This window comes from Bacillus sp. AFS018417, from assembly GCF_002560985.1.
GTDB classification, from domain to species: domain Bacteria; phylum Bacillota; class Bacilli; order Bacillales; family Bacillaceae_G; genus Bacillus_A; species Bacillus_A rhizoplanae.
This window is the reverse complement of sequence record NZ_NTTM01000016.1, coordinates 1-18590: the sequence shown is the minus strand read 5'-3', so window position 1 is coordinate 18590 and position 18590 is coordinate 1. Positions and strand designations below refer to the sequence as shown.

Sequence of the window (18590 nt, the reverse complement as noted above, 5' to 3'; positions counted from 1 at the left end):
CGTTGAGAAAATGTACTTAAGATTTATCCCGTAAAAGCCCGATTGGTGAGGGCTTTCCATCAGTGGGGGAGGAAGCCCCCACTGATGGAAGTTTCACTTTATTGTAGTTAGAGTGGCCAAAAGGATTCTGTGTGTATCCAAAAGTGAACAAAATTCCAGAATATTTGAGCTGCACTGTATTAGCAAAGAGGACACCAAACAAGAATTCAGCGGCAAAGCGTCAATGATGAAACATTCCGTGCTCCTCGTTCATAGAAGCATTGCGCCGCTTGACGCACCGTAATCCCAGTTGTGTATACGTCATCAATTAAAAGAATATCTTTTCCGTGAAAGGATTCTTCCTCTGCAAAATAAAAGGGCCGCGGACGCTGCAAACGCTCTGTTCTTGTTTTCTTACTTTGCTTCTCTGCATCGCTTCGCATGAGTGATGTTTTCACAATTGGAATAGATAAGCATGCCGCTAACAATTCTGCTTGATTAAATCCTCGTTCATATTTACGAGACAGACTAAGGGGAATAGGAACAATACAATCACAATGGGGAAAATACTGCTGAAAAACGTTGGAAAAAGAAGAAGCAAACACTTGAACAAGGGCGGCGTCGCCACGAAACTTAAAACGGGCTAATACTTCTTTCATCCAATCATTATATATATAGACAGATCGATTTTTTACATATACATGCTGAAAATACGGATCTTGCTTCCAGCGTAAGCAGTCCTTACAATATTCACCTTGCTTATATTCATCTGATAGATACTGAAAGGGTCTTCCGCAATCTGCACAAATATCTCCTATAATATAAGAAAATTTTTGTTCACAGTATGCGCATACGTATCCCTTTTCTTGTTCAACAAAAAAAGAAAACCAGCTCGGCAAAACAGAGATAACATCATCACAAAGAAGGCAATGCATTAGTCTACCAGCCCTTCTTGCTTTGCTCTTTTGTTCATTGATTGAATTTGTTTTTTTGCCGTAACCATCGCCTCTGTCTTTCCATAATGAAAATAGATGACATCGCCATAAGGAGCATGACTACTACGCCCCGCTCGTCCTGCAATTTGAACGAGCGCACTTTCTGAAAAAACATGCTCTTCTGCCCCTAACACCGCCACTTGCAAATTCGAAACGGTAACGCCTCTTTCTAAAATCGTCGTCGTCACTAATAACGGAATCTCTCCCTTTCGGAATGAAGCCACCTTTTCTTTTCGCTTCAGATCTTCCGCATGCACGCCTTCTATACGATTATCAATACATTTTAAAATAGAAACAATTTCTTCTACATAACAAACATGAGGAACAAATAAAAAAATAGAATATTGCTTTTCGAGATATACATGAAGCCACCGCAAAATAATTGAAGGTAAGGTTTTCTTTTGGATGGATTTTCGCCAATTCCCGCACCAGCGAAAAATAGGGACAGGTAGGGGATAACGATGGTAGCGTGCAGGAATAATCACTCCTTTTTGTTTTCCATTACGAAGCTTTCGCTGCCAGTCTTTAGATGGAGTGGCTGTTAAATAAATAAACGCTGCATTTTCCTTACTAGCAGAGTTAACTGCGTATTGCAGCGTTTCATCCATTGAATAAGGGAAGGCATCAATCTCATCCACGATCATGACATCAAATGCTCTATAATAGCGTAGGAGTTGATGAGTTGTCGAAACAACAAGCTGCGCATTTGTATATAAGTCGTCACTTCCACCATATAATGCACAAATTGAAACAGATGGGAATACTTCCCGCAAACGGGGATAAAGTTCGAGGACAACATCCGTCCGCGGCGTCGCAATACAAACACGTTCTCCTTTACTTAGGGCTTCTTGTATACCATGAAATAACATCTCTGTTTTCCCTGCACCGCATACGGCCCAGACGAAAAAGGATTCTTTTCTTTGCACTGCCCTTACAATTCTATCTGCAGCCTTTTGTTGTCCTTCTGATAACTGACCGTTCCACTCAAGACAATTCACTATGATTTGATTTTGTATAGGACCAATCCAACGAACGAGCTGCGTACATTCACTCACTCTTCTCATCAAGATGCACTTCCGGCAATATGTACACATTTTATTGCAGCAATAGCATAAAAACGAAAAAAATAATCGCCGTTTTTCATTTCCGCAGCGGTGACACATATAACGAGAGCTTTTCTTTATAACGCCTTGCTCATAACAAATATAGCCATCTCGTTCCAGCTTATAAAGTTCTTCCTTTGATACGGATACTTCCTCTAGTAATAACTGTCGGCCTTCTAGCATCCTCCCTCCCCCTTTCTATTTTCACTATAAAAAGATTGAAAGAGTTTGTAAAAAATAAAAAAAGTCGATAACCTACTCTTAAAATAGTAAGCTATCGACTTTATACACGTATTTTATATAATTAAAATTCTAGAATCTACCGTAACCTAAGAAATGTTTTTGGTTGTAACTACTGTTAATGTTAGAATATGCAATTCCGTCATCACCAGCGTGAATCATTTGTCCGTTGCCAACATAAATACCGATATGAGATGGACCTGCTTTATACGTACCTTGGAAGAATACTAAATCACCAGGTTGTGGACTGCTAATATGCTGAACAGAATTCCAGTATCCAGCTACATCTTGACGACCTACGCCGTAAATGTAAGAAATGAAACCACTGCAGTCAAATCCACCGTTAGATGGAGATGCACTACCCCAAACATATGGCATACCAAGGTATTTTTGTGCCTTTGCAATTACACTTGAATCCCCGCCGCCGCTTACTTCTTGTGGCGGTGCTGCAGGAGCTGGTTTCGAATTAGAAGCATTTTTAGCTTGTCCGCCGCCATTATTTGCTGGTTGTTGCGTTTGTTGTGCTTGTTGTGCTTGTTGTGCTTGTTTTTCTTGTTGTTCAGCTAAGCTTTGTAAGTATAGAGCTTGTTTTTCTAAATCTTTCAATTGCGACTCTGTGCTAGACATTCCGTTTACAACTGTTTGCATTTTTGCACTTAAATCATCTATCGCTGCTTGTTTTTTCGCTTTTTCAGCATCAAGTTCTTGTTTCGCAGTTTCAATTTTTGCTTGTGCATCTTTTAATTCTTGTTGTTTTGATTTTATAAGTTCCACATCTTTTTTCACTTTATCTTGATCTTGTTGTTGCATTTTCATAATGTCTTGGTCAGACTCAAGAATTTGTGAAACAGAAGTTAAACGATCAATTAAATCTGCAAGACTTTTAGAATTTACAACTACTTCCGTTACAACATTCGTGTTTGGTTTCTCTTGAAGAGCAACTAAACGCTTCTTCAACAGTTCTTCACGCTGTGCAATTTTCGTTTGTAAATCTGCAATCTCTTTATCTTTTTGTTCAATTAATTTTTGTGTTTCTTCTACTTGCTTCGTTGTTTCAGCAAGTTTAGCTTCGTTCTCTTGAACAGATTTGTCCAATCCTTGAATTGTATTCTTTAATTCGTCCATTTGTTTTTGAAGATCATCACGTTCTTGTTGTTGTTTATGTAAAGTGTCATTTTGTTGTTGAATTTGTGTTTTTACGTCGTCATTTTTTTCAGCAAATGCATTTGGTGTTACTACTGAAAACATCATAAATCCTGCTGCTAATGCGCAAGATGCGATTTTAAATTTTTTCATTTTGTTTTACACCGCTTTCTTTTTCTTGGTTTTCCGAATTTGTCTAATAAAATTTATACCATAATTACCAATGTTTTTTAGCAATGTTACGCTTTTGTAAAAGAAATGTAATATTACGTTTGTAATTTCTTGACATTTATGTTCTAATATTGTGCCTTTTTGTAGAGAAATGAAGAATGAGGACGATACTTTTTTCTCTTTTGTCGCACGATTTTATTTACTTTATGGTTATGTGATGTATAACAAAAAACTCTCTTGCTATCACGCAAGAGAGTTTACTAATCTATTAAGCTTTTACTTCCTCTAACCAAACACCATTTTCATTGAACTTATTCTATTTACCATTGATTTGATAATTTCCTTTTACCATCTGAATTGAAATAATACCATTTTCCACCATCATATAACCAACTCGTCTTCTTCACACCATGTTGGCCATAGTAAGACCATATACTACCTTCTTTTTACATATCTTCCAAATTAACAATTAAATTTCCAGCTCCACAAGAAGGGTTATATTACACTCAAAATACACATGTAACCCTTTTGTTATATCAATGTAATATTTTTAATCGAAAGGAAATATTTTTTGCTGCATTTTCCTTTATTTGTAAAGCAAAAAAGTGCAGGAATATCTCCCTGCACTTTTTTATCCCACTACTTTTTGGTAGTAAAATCCCAATTAATGAACCCATTTCTCTGCCCATTTTTGTACTTCATCCATTACACTCTCTAATGCTTTTCCTTTATCTGTCAAACCATATTCAATACGAACTGGCACTTCCGGATAAACGGCACGCACAACAATTCCTTCACTTTCTAATTCCTTTAAGCGCTCTGATAGCATACGATCGCTCATATTTGGAATGATATCAGCAATTTCTCGAAATCGTTTCGGTTCTTCTAACAGTGATTTAATAATTAATCCTGTCCACTTTTTACTCAGAAGTGTAAAAGCAGACTCGAACTTCGGACATAAACAAGGATTATGTTCCATATGTTTCACCTCTTCTCTATTATAAAATAGTTTCTTATAAAAAGTAAGTAATTAAACTTATTTTGTTTGTTATATTTTTACCAAAAAAGCTCTCTACATGAAAGAGAGCTTTTTTTATTTCATGTACCATCCTAAGCCAAGAGCACCTTCTCCTAAGTGTGTACCAATTACCGCTCCGAAATAACCGATTCGAATTTCCACATGCGGGTATTTTTCTTCCAATTCTTGCTTCCATTCTTTTGCTTCTTCTTCCCGATTAGCATGAATGATAACTGCTTCCATTGGCATACCTTTACTTGCTTGTTCATCAAAAATTTCAACAATACGTTTTAATGCTTTTTTACGCGTACGAATTTTTTCAAACGGAATAATAACTTTATCACGGAAATATAGTACCGGCTTCACTTGCAATAAGCTTCCAATAAATGCCTGAGCACTATTTAAACGACCGCCGCGCTGCAAATGATGCAAATCATCTACAACGAAATACGCATCCACTGTTTTCTTCATTTCATCATAACGAGCGATAATCTCTTCCGGCGTTTTCCCTTCACTCGCCATTTTTGCGCCTTCACGTGCATAAAAACCTTGAACTTCACAGCTAATTTCTGAGTCGTATGTATATACCTTTACTCCGTCTACCATTTGACCAGCTGTCGTCGCCGTCTGATATGTACCACTAATACCGCTAGAAAGATGAACGCTAATCACTGCATCATATTCTTTCCCTAGCTCTTCAAATAACTCAATAAACTTTCCGATAGCTGGTTGAGATGTCTTCGGCAACTCTTCTTGTTCACGAACTTTCACATAAAAATCTGCAGCTGTAATTTCAACCTCTTCTTGATAAGAATCATTCCCAAAAATGACATTCAACGGGATTATATGTATATTTAATTCTTCACGAACATGTTTTGGTAAATATGCCGTACTATCAGTTACAATAGCTGTTTTCATTTTCGTACCTACCTTATAAACAAATTTATTATTAATTGTACATGAAAATGGGAAAAGGTGCATTAACTGCTGAAAAAACGAGAGGTTAAGATTATAAGTGCTATTTCAACAATTTACAACAAAAAAATTCAAATTATAATAGAAATGGCTAAATTTCTGCAAAAAAAGATTTGAAACTCCACACTAGCCCTTTTAGAATAAAAAGTATTGATAATTTATCTATCTAACGAGTAATACGTTCTTCACCTTCTGAGAAACGAAAGAAACTGAAGGTAGAACCCTGTTTCACAAGAACCCAATTTCATAAAGCTAACCATCAGCTTGGGATAGAACTGCCCACTGATAAAAGCTGTAATTTATACAGATAGGGGCGTAAAAATTAGTGCTACTACAATATTTCACCGTAAAAGGGTGCGGCGAACATGAAATAGTGATTCAAAAATCTCGCTTTATTTGTCATGTAAGCCGCGCAACAACAGAAGAAGAAGCGCAAGAATTTATCCAAAAGATTAAAAAACAACATTGGAATGCAACCCATAACTGCTCAGCCTACTTAATTGGCGAACATGACCAAATTCAAAAAGCAAACGATGACGGAGAACCTAGTGGTACAGCTGGTGTCCCAATCCTAGAAGTGTTAAAGAAGCGTCACTTAAAAGATACTGTCGTTGTTGTAACGCGTTATTTCGGTGGCATTAAACTAGGAGCAGGCGGTTTAATTCGTGCATACGGGAAATGTACAAGTGAAGGTCTAAATCATGTCGGCGTCGTTGAACGAAAGCTAATGCGCGTCATGAAAACTGAAATTGATTATACATTACTCGGAAAAATTGAAAATGAACTACGCAACTCTATATATGCGATTAAAGATATACACTACTTAGATCATGTCACGTTTGACACATATGTGGAGGAAAGCCAAAAACAATCATTCACAGAATGGATGATTGAAATCACAAATGGGAAATGTACAATTAATGAAGATGAGATGCTATATCTAGAACAAGATATAGTACAACACTAATTTATACTTAAAGGAGATTATTTATGGAAGATCGTTATCATCATCTCCAGAATAGAAGGACGAAAAAGAAAAGAAGACGCAAATCGCTTATATTCCTTATTTTTGCTCTCCTTATCGGAGGCGGAGCATTTTATGCGTATAATTCTTACTCTTCTTTAATGGGAATTTACAGCGGCTCGAAGCATGATAAATCTAAACTCCGCACAGAGGATGTAGAAATTACGAAAAAACCATTTAGTCTTTTAATCATGGGAATTGAAGATTATGCCACAGGCGGCCAAAACGGACGAACGGATTCCTTAATGTTTGCAACTATTAATCCAAAAACCAAGCAAGTATCTTTAATGAGTATCCCGCGTGATTCACGCGTAACAATCGCTGGGCGTGACAAAAAAGATAAGATAAATGCAGCTCATGCCTATGGCGGAGAAAAAATGGCCATGGATACAGTGGAAAACCTTTTAAAAGTACCTGTCGATCATTATATTAAATTAGATTTTAAAGGATTTAAAGGCATAGTCGATGCAGTTGGCGGTGTTACAGTCGATGTTCCATTCGATTTCTGGGAACGCTCTGATGTTGACTATTACAAAAAGATTGAGTTTAAAAAAGGACCACAGCATTTAAATGGCGAAGAAGCCTTGGCTTATGTTCGGATGAGAAAGCAAGATCCGAATGGGGACTTTGGCCGTGCTGCACGTCAACGTCAAGTACTTGAGGCGGTGTTACAGGAATTAAACTCACCTTCTACTGTATTTAAAATCAATGACATTGCAAAAGTAGTCGGAAAGTATATAAAAACAGATATACCTGTATCAGATGGTCTTGCACTCTATAAAGAATTCTCTGGCTTTGATACATCTACCATTCAAACAGTAAAAATGGAAGGCAAAGATGCAAAAATAGATGGAATTTACTATTTCGTTCCAGACGAATCAAATATCCAAGAAATTCACCATACCTTTATGCAAAACTTAGAACTTGAAGATTCAGCTCCTGCGTCGGATACACAAGAGCAGCCTGAAACACAAGAACCGGCTAAACCGTCTCATGGCTCGAATATACAACATCAACCTGGAAAACAGGAACAATCTACACCATCGTCTAAATCGCATGAACAAAAGACAAATTCAGACACTCATGAATCAAATACAGAATGGCAAATGTCTGCACATTAAAAACAGCTATCTCCGTAAATGGAGATAGCTGTTTTTTTATCCCGCTCTAACGGGCAGTAGAATGTTATTCATTGTTGCAAAATCAAACTGCCCGTATGAGCCCGATTGGTGAGAGCTTTCCAGCAGTAAAAAAATCGTTTACTAATGGAAGTTTCGCTTTATCCCGCTCTAACAGGCAGTAAGATGCTATTCATTGCTGCAAAATCAAACTGCCTATAAGAGCCCGATTGGTGAGAGCTTTCCAGCAGTGAAAAAATTATTCACTGCTGGAAGTTTCACTTTATTATTTATTAAAATACTCCACAATTGCTTTTACAATACGCTCTGACGCATGCCCGTCACCATATGGATTCGATGCTTTTGCCATTGCACTGTGTGCTTCTTTATCTGATAATAGCTCATTTGCTAAAGTAAAGATTGTTTCTTCATCTGTACCAGCAAGCTTTAATGTACCAGCTTCAATACCTTCTGGACGCTCTGTTGTATCACGAAGAACAAGAACTGGCACACCAAGTGATGGCGCTTCTTCTTGTACACCGCCAGAATCCGTTAGCATTAAGTATGAACGTGATGCAAAGTTATGGAAATCAATTACATCAAGCGGCTCAATTAAATGAATGCGATTATGATCTCCTAAAATTTCTCCTGCAATTTCACGAACAACAGGATTCATATGTACTGGATATACAACTTGCACATCTTCATGTGTTTCGACAAGACGCTTAATTGCACGGAACATATTGCGCATCGGTTCACCTAAATTTTCACGGCGATGTGCTGTCATAAGGATAAGACGGTCATCTCCAACCTTCTCTAAAACAGGATGCGTATATGATTCTTTTACTGTTGTTTTTAACGCATCAATTGCTGTATTTCCTGTAATAAAAATATTTGCCTCTTTTTTGTTTTCTTGCTGCAGGTTTGTTGCAGATTTTGCCGTCGGTGCGAAATGAAGATCTGCCATGACGCCTGTTAATTGACGGTTCATTTCTTCTGGGTATGGAGAATATTTATCCCACGTACGAAGACCAGCTTCTACATGACCGATTGGAATTTGATTATAAAATGCAGCAAGGCTTGCAATAAATGTCGTCGTTGTATCACCATGTACAAGAACGATATCTGGCTTTGCTTCTTTCATGATCTTATCTAGACCTTCTAAACCGCGCGTTGTAATATCAATTAACGTTTGGCGGTCTTTCATAATATTCAAATCATAATTCGGTGTAATACCGAAAATATCTAACACTTGATCTAGCATTTGACGGTGTTGCGCTGTTACTGTCACAATCGACTCGATTTGTTCTGAATGTTTTTGTAGCTCTAACACAAGAGGGGCCATTTTAATAGCTTCGGGACGCGTTCCAAAAATCGTCATTACTTTCATGCGTTCTGTCATATTGAGTTCCTCTTTTCTTTCAGTGTTTCAATTTATCATACGAGATAACACTTGTTATTATATATGAGAATTCTAAACAATAGAAGGAAATATTTACTAAAAAAGGTGTGAAACATCACGCTTTCGAACTGCTCTTCTACCAATGGAATAGTAATCAACAGCATACTTCTCTATCTTTTCTAAGGCATAACAATTTCTTCCATCAAATATAATCGGTTCATTCATAAGCTGTACATACTTCACAATGGGATACGTTCGAATACTTTCCCACTCCGTTACAATAAAGGCTGCATCTGCTTTCATAATGGCTGCATCTATATCTGTTGTATATTGTACTTGATTTGCCAATATACGCTTCGCATGTAAAATTGCCTTTGGATCGTACACGATAATATTAGCTCCTAAAGCCAGTAACTGTTCAATAATCATAAGGGACGGCGCTTCCCTTATATCATCTGTATTGGGCTTAAACGAAAGACCGAGAACAGCAACTCGTTTCCCTCGTAAATTCATCACCTTTTCTGCCTTCTCCACGAGTGAAGCTTGTTGCTTATTATTTACTTCGATGACTGCTTTTAATAACCTGAAATCATGCGCCACATTCCCAGCAATTTGCACAAGTGCGTTTGTATCTTTCGGAAAACACGAGCCGCCGTATCCAATACCCGCCTGCAGAAAATGCGGGCCAATTCTTTTATCGATTCCCATACCAGCTGCCACTTCCGTCACATCAGCCTGTACTTTTTCGCATATATTTGAAATTTCATTGATAAAGCTAATTTTCGTCGCTAAAAAAGCATTCGATGCATACTTAATCATCTCTGCACTGCGCACATCTGTTGTAAATATTTCAATTGGGAGCGATTTATACAGCTCACCAACTCTCTTTGCAATCTCTGTTGTTTCTGCTCCAATTATAATTCGATCACCATGAAAGAAATCATGCACACCAGAACCTTCTCGCAAAAACTCCGGGTTTGATACAAGATGTATACTTATATCTGTTCGCACTGACTCTCGAATCCATTCTCTCATAGCATCATTTGTCCCAACTGGAACCGTACTTTTCGTCACTACAGTCACATCACGCTTTGCGTACATGCCAATGTCACGGCACACATTTACAATATGTGTTAAGTTTGCAGATCCGTCTGAGTAGGACGGTGTACCAACCCCCACAAAAATAAAATCAGCTGCCTCGTAAGCTTCTTCTCGCTTTGAAGTAAACGATAATCTCCGTTTCAAAACAGCCTCTTCCAATAATTCATGTAGGCCCGGTTCATATATCGGCAATTCATTTTTCTCTAACAACCGTATTTTTTGTTCATCAATATCAAAACAAATCACAGAGTGCCCAAGTGTCGCTAATCCAACCCCTGTCACTAACCCGACATATCCAGTACCTACTACTGTAATTTTCATAAACAACACCTCCTACTTATGGTTCGTTTCACTTTACTTTTATTATATGAGACATCTTTAGCCTCATTTTTTAAGCTTTTGTAAAGAAAAGCGCTGAAATTCTCGAAAGTGAAACTTTAATCAGTGTAAGTTTTCTTCATCTCCCACTGATTATTAGTTGAATTAATCAGGCACATGCCAGCAGCTAGCCCCCACCTATCTTCTTTCATTTCTCACAATCTTGAGGTGGGAGTCCTACTACCAAAATATCTTGTAAAGAAACAAGTCAGCTGCTTTATCGGCAGCTGACTTGTTTTTACTTACTATATCCGTTCGGATGAGCTGTATGCCATTCCCAAGCCGTGTGAATCATTTCTTCAAGTGAATATTTTGCCTTCCAGCCTAATTCGTCATAGATCTTTGCTGAAGAAGCGATCAGTTGTGCTGGATCTCCAGCGCGGCGTTCCGTGTAAACGACATTCGCCTTCTTCTCAGTTACACGCTCACACGTTTCAATCACTTCTTTTACAGAAAAACCTTTGCCATTTCCTAAGTTATACACTTCATTTGTTTTTTGTTCATTTTGTAAGCTTTGCAGTGCTAAGATGTGCGCCTCTGCTAAGTCTGTTACATGGATATAATCACGAATACAAGTACCATCATTTGTTTCATAATCTGTGCCAAATACAGAAATTGTTTCACGTTTTCCTAATAAGTGCTGCAACACAAGCGGAATTAAATGTGTCTCTGGTGTATGATCTTCTCCAATTGTTCCTGATACGTGAGCACCTGCTGCGTTAAAATAACGCAGTGCAACATATTTCATGCCATAAGCCGCATGAAAATCTTGTAAAATATGTTCAATCATTAATTTAGAACGTCCATATGGATTGATTGGGTTTGTTGTATTCTTTTCTGTAATGATATCTGTATCCGGAATTCCATACGTTGCTGCTGTTGAAGAGAAAATAAATGATGTTACACCATGCTCCATCATTTTCTCAAGCAAAGTAATCGTTGCTGTCACATTGTTTTTATAATATTTCAATGGATTCGAAACAGATTCACCAACAAGGCTATTTGCTGCAAAATGCATAACAGCATCAATAGAATATCTGCCAAATACACGATCTAAATCCGCTGCATTGCTTAAATCTCCTATTTCTAGAAGTGCTCTTTTATCAACGCTCTCACGATGACCAGTCGATAAGTTATCTAATACGACCACTTCAAAATTTTTGTCTAACAATTGTTTTACTGTATGACTTCCAATATATCCTGCACCGCCAACTACTAAAATCATGCGTTCTCCCCCTGAAAAAAATTTATCATCAGATACCTTTGCTCCATATTATAAAGTGAAACTGCCATCAGTTGAGAGGCTTTCATTCTCCACAAATAGAAGTTTTCCTTTATTATACATTTTCCTCAACATTTATGCATGACACACTATGACGAAAAATAATTAAAAATCCCATCTCATTATATATGTATATTTAAACAACACGATTATATTATGATTCACACCCGCAATTTACCATATACTCCTGAAGTAGGAATCATACATATTTTCCTGTGAAACATCCATATTAAGATTAATTTGCATCTATAATTCACTAAAAAATGTCACATATTTTGGCCATTATTCATCAAAGTCAAGGGAAAAAAAGATTGAATTCTATTCTTTTTATGATACCATATGTTATGAGCCAAAAACACTTATCGAACTTTTAAGCAAAAGAAAGATTTGCATACGTTAAAATATAAAGGGTGGGGTATTAATGGACTCACGAACTATTTATGCAGTATTGGCATCTTTCATTACCGTACTAATTGCTACCCCTTTCGTGATTAAGTTAGCTTTTAAGATCGGGGCAACAGACAAGCCAAATGCTCGTAAAGTACATCAGCAGATTATGCCTCGTCTTGGCGGACTGGCAATTTTCATCGGAGTTGCTGTAGGTTGCTTCGTTAGCGGCTTGTATGAACAGCGTATCCTATCGATTAGTGTAGGTGCTGTCATAATCATCATCATTGGTATATTAGATGATGTGTATGAACTATCTGCAAAAGTAAAATTCGGCGGACAACTTGCAGTCGCATTGCTAATCGTGAAAAATTTACAAATATCGGTGCTTTATATTCCAATTTTAGGAGAAACTGAACTTGGATGGTTATCTTATCCGATTACAGTATTTTGGATTGTCGGTATTACAAATGCCATTAATTTAATTGACGGCCTTGACGGATTATCGGCCGGAATTTCGTCCATTGTTCTTGCAACGTTAGCTTATATGGCTGCTACTAGCGTTACTGGCGCTGGGAGTGCTATCATTTTGCCGCTTGCGTTAATTGCACTGGCAAGTACAATTGGATTTCTATTCTATAACTTCCATCCTGCGAAAATCTTTATGGGGGATACAGGGGCACTGTTCTTAGGATATTGTATTGCTGTACTATCACTACTTGGACTGTACAAAAGCGTAACACTGTTTAGCTTTATCGTTCCAGTCATTATTTTAGGAGTACCAATATTTGATACAACATTTGCGATCATTCGCCGTATTGTAAATAAAAAACCAATTTCGGCACCAGATAAATCACATTTACATCACCGCTTACTTGCACTAGGATTCTCTCATCGAACAACGGTGCTTATCATTTATGCCTTCGGGATTTTCTTTAGTGTCAACGCGATTATTTTTTCAAGCGCAACATTATGGTTATCCATTTTTCTTCTATTCGTTCTTATTTTAGTTACTGAAATTGTCGCAGAGATTATTGGTCTTGTACACGAACACGATCGCTATAAACCAATTATTTCAGTCTATAAAAAAGTAAAAAAACGTGAAGAATAACAATAGTATAACCAATTCAATATAAAAATATACAAACCGGATGAGTTCTTTAAAGAAATCATCCGGTTTTTTGTTTTCCAAAATATAGTTCGTTTGAGAATACCACTATTGGAGCAAAATAACGGTACAATTTTCAAATTAGGGTGAGCATCATGATTAAGCGAACGCTTCTACTGATTTGTTTGTTTTATACTATCATCTCATGTTTTCTATCATCTAAGCAGGCTGCAGTTGTATCTTCACATGAGAATCGCTCTATCGCTCATCTTGAAACACAACTGCCTCATCAGCATACAGCTACCCCGCAAGGAAAAGTGGCTTATTTAACATTCGATGATGGACCAAACAAATATACATCACAAATTTTAAATATCTTAAAGCAAAAAAATGAAAAAGCAACCTTCTTCGTTATTGGCGGACGTGTCTCTCGTTATCCTCAAACAACAAAGCGATTGATTCAAGAAGGTCATTACCTAGGATTACATAGTATGTCTCATAATGCAAAATACCTTTATAACGGTGATCCCTCTATTTTAGTTTCTGAAATGGAACAAGCTCGGGCAATCGTTCAAACTATCACCGGACTCGATACGCATCTCGTTCGCGTTCCTTATGGCAGCATGCCCCATTTAAAGAAAAACTATCGTGATGCTCTTGTTGTAGCTCACTATAAAATGTGGGATTGGACAGTCGATACATATGATTGGAAAAGTGATCATAATCCTTCTGCTGTATTGGAACGGATAATGAATCAAAGTAATAAACCAGTTGAAGTCATTTTAATGCATGACTCAAGTGTCACCGTGCAAGTTTTACCAAACATAATTGACTATCTTCGTTCACAAGGGTATACACTTCTTCCTTACAACCCTTCTTCTCATTTAGAAGTTAATTTTTGGAAGGATACGAGATTGTAACAACTTTAGCCTCCGCTAAATCTGTCCACTCTTTCCCCAATTCCTATTTTTGTGTAAACTTTAAAATAGTGATCAATAGCCGAGGGGAATGAAGCCCCCCACTTATTGAAGTTTCACTTTATAAAACAATACAAAAAGGAGTTGACTAAGTTAGGTCAGCTCCTTTTCCTTGTTAGCATACCTCTTGAATTTGTCCGCGAATTTCATCTTGAGGATATTGCTCTGTATGCACATTGACATACGCATTTCTCCCTGTATTTCTTTCATAAGATCTGCTAAAGTCTTTCCTTGGAGTGGCCCAACAAGATTATCTTTTGTCAATACACCCTTTACAACGCCTTTATCAATACTAATCCCAGGATTCACTGGTCCATTTTGTCCTTCCTTCCCTAAATGAATGTGAGCGACAGTCATCTTCTAGTTAATTTATAATATAGCTTTGTAAAGTCTTCATTAAACATGAATTTCACCTTACTACAAGCATCAGTTTCTACAGGAGGGACTTCATTACGTCCTTTTAATCTAGCAAAAAAACTTTTGTCACTCTTCTAACCACCTCCTTATATAAAGCTGATACGATACTCATTCCGTTCTAAATATGCTTGTTTCTTTGACTACCTCACCCAAATTTCCAATAGAGTGAAACTTCCATAAAACGATACTCGCAGTGTATGCAAATTTACATATTTATTACATTCTATCGATGTTCTTATTTACATATATTCGATATGATAGAAGAAAACGTTCATCAAAAAAGAAGGAGAATTTACTTCATTTTGAAAACAAAACAAACCATCACAAACTACTTACAAATATTAATAGAAATCTTTCTCGTTTCCACGAAACTTGGGCTCACTTCCTTTGGGGGGCCTGTTGCACATCTTGGCTATTTTCATCACGAATACGTTCAAAAACGAAAGTGGATAGATGAAAAAAGCTACGCTGATTTAGTAGCGCTTTGTCAATTTCTTCCCGGCCCTGCTAGTAGCCAAGTCGGCATGGGCATTGGCTTATCTCGAGGCGGCATACTTGGGGCGATTGTTTCTTGGCTTGGATTTACGTTACCTTCCGTTCTTGTGCTCATATTGTTTGCTTCCGTATTACAGCAAATAGACATTGCCCATGCCGGATGGATTCACGGCTTAAAACTTGTGGCCGTAGCAATTGTCGCTCACGCATTATGGGGAATGGCACAGAAGTTAACACCAGACCGTGGCCGCGCAACGATCGCAGTCATCGCTACAGCTGCTGTTCTATTATTCCAAGCAGCTTGGATACAAATCATCGTTATTTTATTCGCCGGTGTAATTGGGTGGCTCTTATACAGAGAGCATACAATAGCAACTGAAACAAAAATATCCATTCCGATTTCACGCAAAGTCGCAGTGCTATGCTTATCTCTGTTCTTTCTCTTATTGATACTATTACCAATATTACGCCCTCTCTCGCACTGGATTGCCATGTTTGATAGCTTCTACCGATCAGGCTCTCTCGTCTTTGGCGGTGGTCATGTCGTTCTTCCGCTTTTAGAAAATGAGTTTGTGTCAAACGGCAGTATAACGAAAGAGCAGTTTCTCGCTGGCTATGGAATGACGCAAGCTGTCCCTGGACCATTATTTACATTTGCCGCTTATATCGGTGCGATTATGAACGGAGCCCTCGGAGCAACAATTGCGACGATTGCAATTTTCCTTCCAGCTTTCTTACTCGTAGTAGGCGTGTTACCTTTTTGGGATGCACTGCGCCGTAAACCGTACGTACAGGGTGCTCTGCTTGGTATAAATGCAGCTGTTGTCGGTATTTTACTTGCCGCCTTCTATCAACCGATTTGGACGAGCTCGGTTGAGAAGCCTGCTGATTTCGTTGTCGCATTACTCTTATTTGCAATGCTTGCCTTTTGGAAGCTGCCGCCGTGGGTAATTGTGATAGTTGGCGCGATAAGTGGAATCATTTTGTCAGTATTATAAGAAAGACGGCTATTCCGAGAAATAGCCGTCTTTCTTATATATTAAAACTTTACAAGCTCCACTCCACTTGGAAGCTTACTCTCTGTTAAAATCCGTAATTCTTCAACACGCTTCATGACATAAGATGAACATTTCATCAACTCCGCATCGACATAGCCTGGATGCACCATAATTTCAACTGTTGCCCCGTCCCGTACACGCTCTTGTAAATTTGTAAAATAATCATCCGTTACACCAACTCCGTAAAAATTACGGAGAAATACATCAGAAAATGGACTTACTGCACGGCCTTGTTTAAGGCGGCGTACTGGGATTTTATACTTCTCTGTTAATCTTTTTAATACACCATGTAAAATCGGCAGTGCATGTACGTGATGATGGCTATCAAAATGCGTCGGTGTTAAACCATAGGATAGAAACTTGTCAATTTGGGCGGTCCACTCTCGCTCGACGTCATGCGGATCTATATTTCCTTTCCGAATCGTATGTTGCGAATGAAACGAACCATCTTGTTTTATAAGAGAAGGCACATCAGAAAGCAATGGTTTTCCTGCGGTTAATACGAGGTGCACGCCAACTCCTAACGTCTTATATTCCTTCGCTAATTGCACTGCATGTTCTACTCCCGGCATATTCATCATCATCGTTGTAGAATTGACAAGTCCATTAACATGCGCGTCAATAACACCGTAGTTTACACCTCGCGTTAAGCCAAAGTCATCTGCGTTTACGATTAATCGAATCATTCTATCCCCTCCCATTACGTAACAAAAAAAAAGCAGGCTTATATAGCGCTGCCTTTAGTTCTCCACCTTTTTGAAGAATTGCGGAAGATACTCTTTATGAGCTTCTAGCATTTCATCTAAAATTTGCCTTGCCACTTTATCGGATGGTACAAGTGGGTTAATCGTCATCGCAAGCAGCGCCTTATGATAATCACCTGTTACAGCAGCTTCAATTGTTACACGTTCAAACGATTTAATTTGCTGTACTAAACCGCGAACCGCTACCGGTAAGTCCCCAACTGCAATTGGCTTTGGACCATCCTTTGTAATGACACAGTTCACTTCAACAGCAGAATCAGCTGGCAGACTTGCAATTGTACCATTATTTCTTGTATTTACAGGCTGGATGTCACCTTTATTGTTATAAATAGAGGTAATTAAGCTACACGCTGCATCACTATAATATGCTCCGCCGCGTTTTTCTAATTGCGGTGGTTTAATGTCTAGATTGGGATCTTTATAAAGCTCAAATAAATCAGCTTCCAATTTTTTTACGACTTCTGCACGTGTACCCTTTTCCATGGATGCTTGTTTTTCTTCTTCTAACATTTCGCGTGTTTTGTAGTAGTAGCGATGATATGGACACGGAATCGCACGAAGTGCACGAATGAAATCAGGCTCCCAATCAAGCGCTACAATATTCTGCACTGTAATTTGTTTTTCTGGGTCTGTCACTAATTCCAGCAAACGATCCATGACGCTCACACCATCTAAATACACATCCAATCCGTACACCATATGGTTTAAACCTGCAAAATCAACGTGTACACGGCTTGGATCTACATCGAGAATCTTCGCTAATCCCATACGAATCCCAATCGGAACGTTACATAACCCAACAACTTTTTGAATGTTTGTATAGCGAAGGATAGCTTCTGTTACCATACCTGCTGGATTTGTAAAGTTGACTAACCATGCATTTGGACAAATCTCCTCTATGTCTTTACAAATATCTAAAATAACAGGAATCGTTCTCAAAGCCTTAAATAAACCACCAGGACCATTTGTCTCTTGACCGATCACATCATATTTTAATGGAATTGCTTCATCTTTACTGCGCGCTGCTAATAATCCCACGCGAAACTGCGTTGTAACAAAATCTGCCCCTTTTAACGCTTCGCGGCGATCAAGCGTAAGATGAATATCAATTGGTACTCCTGCCTTTTTTACCATACGCTTTGCTAAGTTACCAACGATCTCTAACTTTTCTTTTCCTTCTTCTATATCAACTAACCAAATTTCACGAACAGGAATTTCATGATAGCGCTTAATAAAACCTTCAATTAATTCTGGCGTATAACTAGAGCCGCCGCCAATTGTTGTAATTTTTATTCCACGCATGCTGCATGTTCCCCTTTCGCATGAATTAACAGTACTGTAATCTCTGTTTTTTTCTCCTCCTGCTTCTGATTGTATGAGCTCGGTTTGAAAATGATGCGCTTCATTCAATTGCTTCTTTTGGCGTCGTCGGAGAATTCTATCATACCTTTCGAG

At 38.1% G+C, this 18590-nt stretch carries 17 protein-coding genes; 5 read left to right on the top strand and 12 right to left on the bottom strand.

Translation table 11 applies throughout. The features are described 5' to 3' along the window. Nucleotides 1-206: 206 nt before the first annotated feature. The 6 genes from CN326_RS08715 to CN326_RS08690 form a co-directional block, all read right to left on the bottom strand. Entirely contained in the window at nt 207-914 is a 708-nt protein-coding gene (locus CN326_RS08715) for a ComFC family protein (protein WP_098308337.1), read from the bottom strand. After that, complete coding sequence (locus CN326_RS08710) at nt 914-2260, bottom strand: ATP-dependent helicase ComFA (protein ID WP_098308335.1); 1347 nt, start codon at nt 2258-2260, stop codon at nt 914-916. Before CN326_RS08710 ends, CN326_RS08715 begins: the two co-directional genes overlap by 1 nt. A gap of 129 nt (nt 2261-2389) precedes the next feature. Further along, complete coding sequence (locus tag CN326_RS08705) at nt 2390-3613, bottom strand: C40 family peptidase (RefSeq protein WP_098308333.1); 1224 nt, start codon at nt 3611-3613, stop codon at nt 2390-2392. 338 nt (nt 3614-3951) lie between these two features. Next, nucleotides 3952-4038 (bottom strand): hypothetical protein, encoded by an 87-nt coding sequence (locus CN326_RS08700; protein WP_255258109.1) that lies wholly within the window; start codon nt 4036-4038, stop codon nt 3952-3954. 257 nt (nt 4039-4295) lie between these two features. Beyond that, a complete protein-coding gene (locus tag CN326_RS08695; protein WP_098308329.1) occupies nt 4296-4610 on the bottom strand; it encodes a winged helix-turn-helix transcriptional regulator in 315 nt (104 codons plus the stop codon). A gap of 114 nt (nt 4611-4724) precedes the next feature. Continuing rightward, entirely contained in the window at nt 4725-5567 is an 843-nt protein-coding gene (locus CN326_RS08690; protein WP_098308327.1) for a DegV family protein, read from the bottom strand. Nucleotides 5568-5949: 382 nt separating this feature from the next. Here CN326_RS08690 and CN326_RS08685 point away from each other — a divergent pair, with 382 nt between their 5' ends. Both CN326_RS08685 and CN326_RS08680 read left to right on the top strand, forming a co-directional pair. Then, nucleotides 5950-6591 (top strand): YigZ family protein, encoded by a 642-nt coding sequence (locus CN326_RS08685; protein WP_098308325.1) that lies wholly within the window; start codon nt 5950-5952, stop codon nt 6589-6591. Between the two features lie 23 nt (nt 6592-6614). Continuing rightward, a complete protein-coding gene (locus tag CN326_RS08680) occupies nt 6615-7769 on the top strand; it encodes an LCP family protein (RefSeq protein WP_098308323.1) in 1155 nt (384 codons plus the stop codon). 283 nt (nt 7770-8052) lie between these two features. On the opposite strand, the gene wecB is transcribed toward CN326_RS08680, so the two are convergent. The 3 genes from wecB to galE form a co-directional block, all read right to left on the bottom strand. Beyond that, the gene (gene wecB / locus CN326_RS08675; protein ID WP_098308321.1) at nt 8053-9168 is read right to left on the bottom strand and encodes a non-hydrolyzing UDP-N-acetylglucosamine 2-epimerase; all 1116 of its coding nucleotides are present in this window, start codon (nt 9166-9168) and stop codon (nt 8053-8055) included. A 96-nt stretch (nt 9169-9264) separates the two neighbouring features. Next, nucleotides 9265-10590, bottom strand: a complete 1326-nt coding sequence (locus CN326_RS08670; protein WP_098308319.1) for a UDP-glucose dehydrogenase family protein — start codon at nt 10588-10590, stop codon at nt 9265-9267. A 295-nt stretch (nt 10591-10885) separates the two neighbouring features. Next, entirely contained in the window at nt 10886-11872 is a 987-nt protein-coding gene (gene galE, locus CN326_RS08665) for a UDP-glucose 4-epimerase GalE (protein WP_098308317.1), read from the bottom strand. Between the two features lie 478 nt (nt 11873-12350). On the opposite strand from galE, the gene CN326_RS08660 reads away from it, so the two are divergent. Both CN326_RS08660 and CN326_RS08655 read left to right on the top strand, forming a co-directional pair. Beyond that, a complete protein-coding gene (locus tag CN326_RS08660; protein ID WP_098308315.1) occupies nt 12351-13427 on the top strand; it encodes a glycosyltransferase family 4 protein in 1077 nt (358 codons plus the stop codon). Between the two features lie 152 nt (nt 13428-13579). After that, nucleotides 13580-14344 (top strand): polysaccharide deacetylase family protein, encoded by a 765-nt coding sequence (locus CN326_RS08655; RefSeq protein WP_098308313.1) that lies wholly within the window; start codon nt 13580-13582, stop codon nt 14342-14344. 172 nt (nt 14345-14516) lie between these two features. Here the strand turns inward: CN326_RS08655 and CN326_RS25395 are convergent, their stop codons facing one another. Further along, nucleotides 14517-14576: a CHRD domain-containing protein gene (locus CN326_RS25395; protein ID WP_309247659.1), complete on the bottom strand. Its 60-nt coding sequence runs from the start codon at nt 14574-14576 to the stop codon at nt 14517-14519. Nucleotides 14577-15120: 544 nt separating this feature from the next. Here CN326_RS25395 and CN326_RS08645 point away from each other — a divergent pair. Continuing rightward, nucleotides 15121-16311 (top strand): chromate transporter, encoded by a 1191-nt coding sequence (locus CN326_RS08645; RefSeq protein ID WP_255258108.1) that lies wholly within the window; start codon nt 15121-15123, stop codon nt 16309-16311. A gap of 41 nt (nt 16312-16352) precedes the next feature. Here CN326_RS08645 and chbG read toward each other — a convergent pair whose 3' ends face one another. Together chbG and CN326_RS08635 are read right to left on the bottom strand one after the other, a co-directional pair. Next, complete coding sequence (chbG, locus tag CN326_RS08640) at nt 16353-17057, bottom strand: chitin disaccharide deacetylase (protein WP_098308311.1); 705 nt, start codon at nt 17055-17057, stop codon at nt 16353-16355. A 54-nt stretch (nt 17058-17111) separates the two neighbouring features. Beyond that, nucleotides 17112-18437, bottom strand: a complete 1326-nt coding sequence (locus tag CN326_RS08635; protein ID WP_098308309.1) for a 6-phospho-beta-glucosidase — start codon at nt 18435-18437, stop codon at nt 17112-17114. Between the last annotated feature and the right edge of the window lie 153 nt (nt 18438-18590).

Bases quoted from the DNA above. Each gene is read 5' to 3' on its own strand.
- CN326_RS08715 (WP_098308337.1), bottom strand. From the start codon at position 914: ATGCATTGCCTTCTTTGTGATGATGTTATCTCTGTTTTGCCGAGCTGG.
- CN326_RS08710 (WP_098308335.1), bottom strand. From the start codon at position 2,260: ATGCTAGAAGGCCGACAGTTATTACTAGAGGAAGTATCCGTATCAAAG.
- CN326_RS08705 (WP_098308333.1), bottom strand. From the start codon at position 3,613: ATGAAAAAATTTAAAATCGCATCTTGCGCATTAGCAGCAGGATTTATG.
- CN326_RS08695 (WP_098308329.1), bottom strand. From the start codon at position 4,610: ATGGAACATAATCCTTGTTTATGTCCGAAGTTCGAGTCTGCTTTTACA.
- CN326_RS08690 (WP_098308327.1), bottom strand. From the start codon at position 5,567: ATGAAAACAGCTATTGTAACTGATAGTACGGCATATTTACCAAAACAT.
- CN326_RS08680 (WP_098308323.1), top strand. From the start codon at position 6,615: ATGGAAGATCGTTATCATCATCTCCAGAATAGAAGGACGAAAAAGAAA.
- wecB (WP_098308321.1), bottom strand. From the start codon at position 9,168: ATGACAGAACGCATGAAAGTAATGACGATTTTTGGAACGCGTCCCGAA.
- CN326_RS08670 (WP_098308319.1), bottom strand. From the start codon at position 10,590: ATGAAAATTACAGTAGTAGGTACTGGATATGTCGGGTTAGTGACAGGG.
- galE (WP_098308317.1), bottom strand. From the start codon at position 11,872: ATGATTTTAGTAGTTGGCGGTGCAGGATATATTGGAAGTCATACAGTA.
- CN326_RS08660 (WP_098308315.1), top strand. From the start codon at position 12,351: ATGGACTCACGAACTATTTATGCAGTATTGGCATCTTTCATTACCGTA.
- CN326_RS08655 (WP_098308313.1), top strand. From the start codon at position 13,580: ATGATTAAGCGAACGCTTCTACTGATTTGTTTGTTTTATACTATCATC.
- chbG (WP_098308311.1), bottom strand. From the start codon at position 17,057: ATGATTCGATTAATCGTAAACGCAGATGACTTTGGCTTAACGCGAGGT.
- CN326_RS08635 (WP_098308309.1), bottom strand. From the start codon at position 18,437: ATGCGTGGAATAAAAATTACAACAATTGGCGGCGGCTCTAGTTATACG.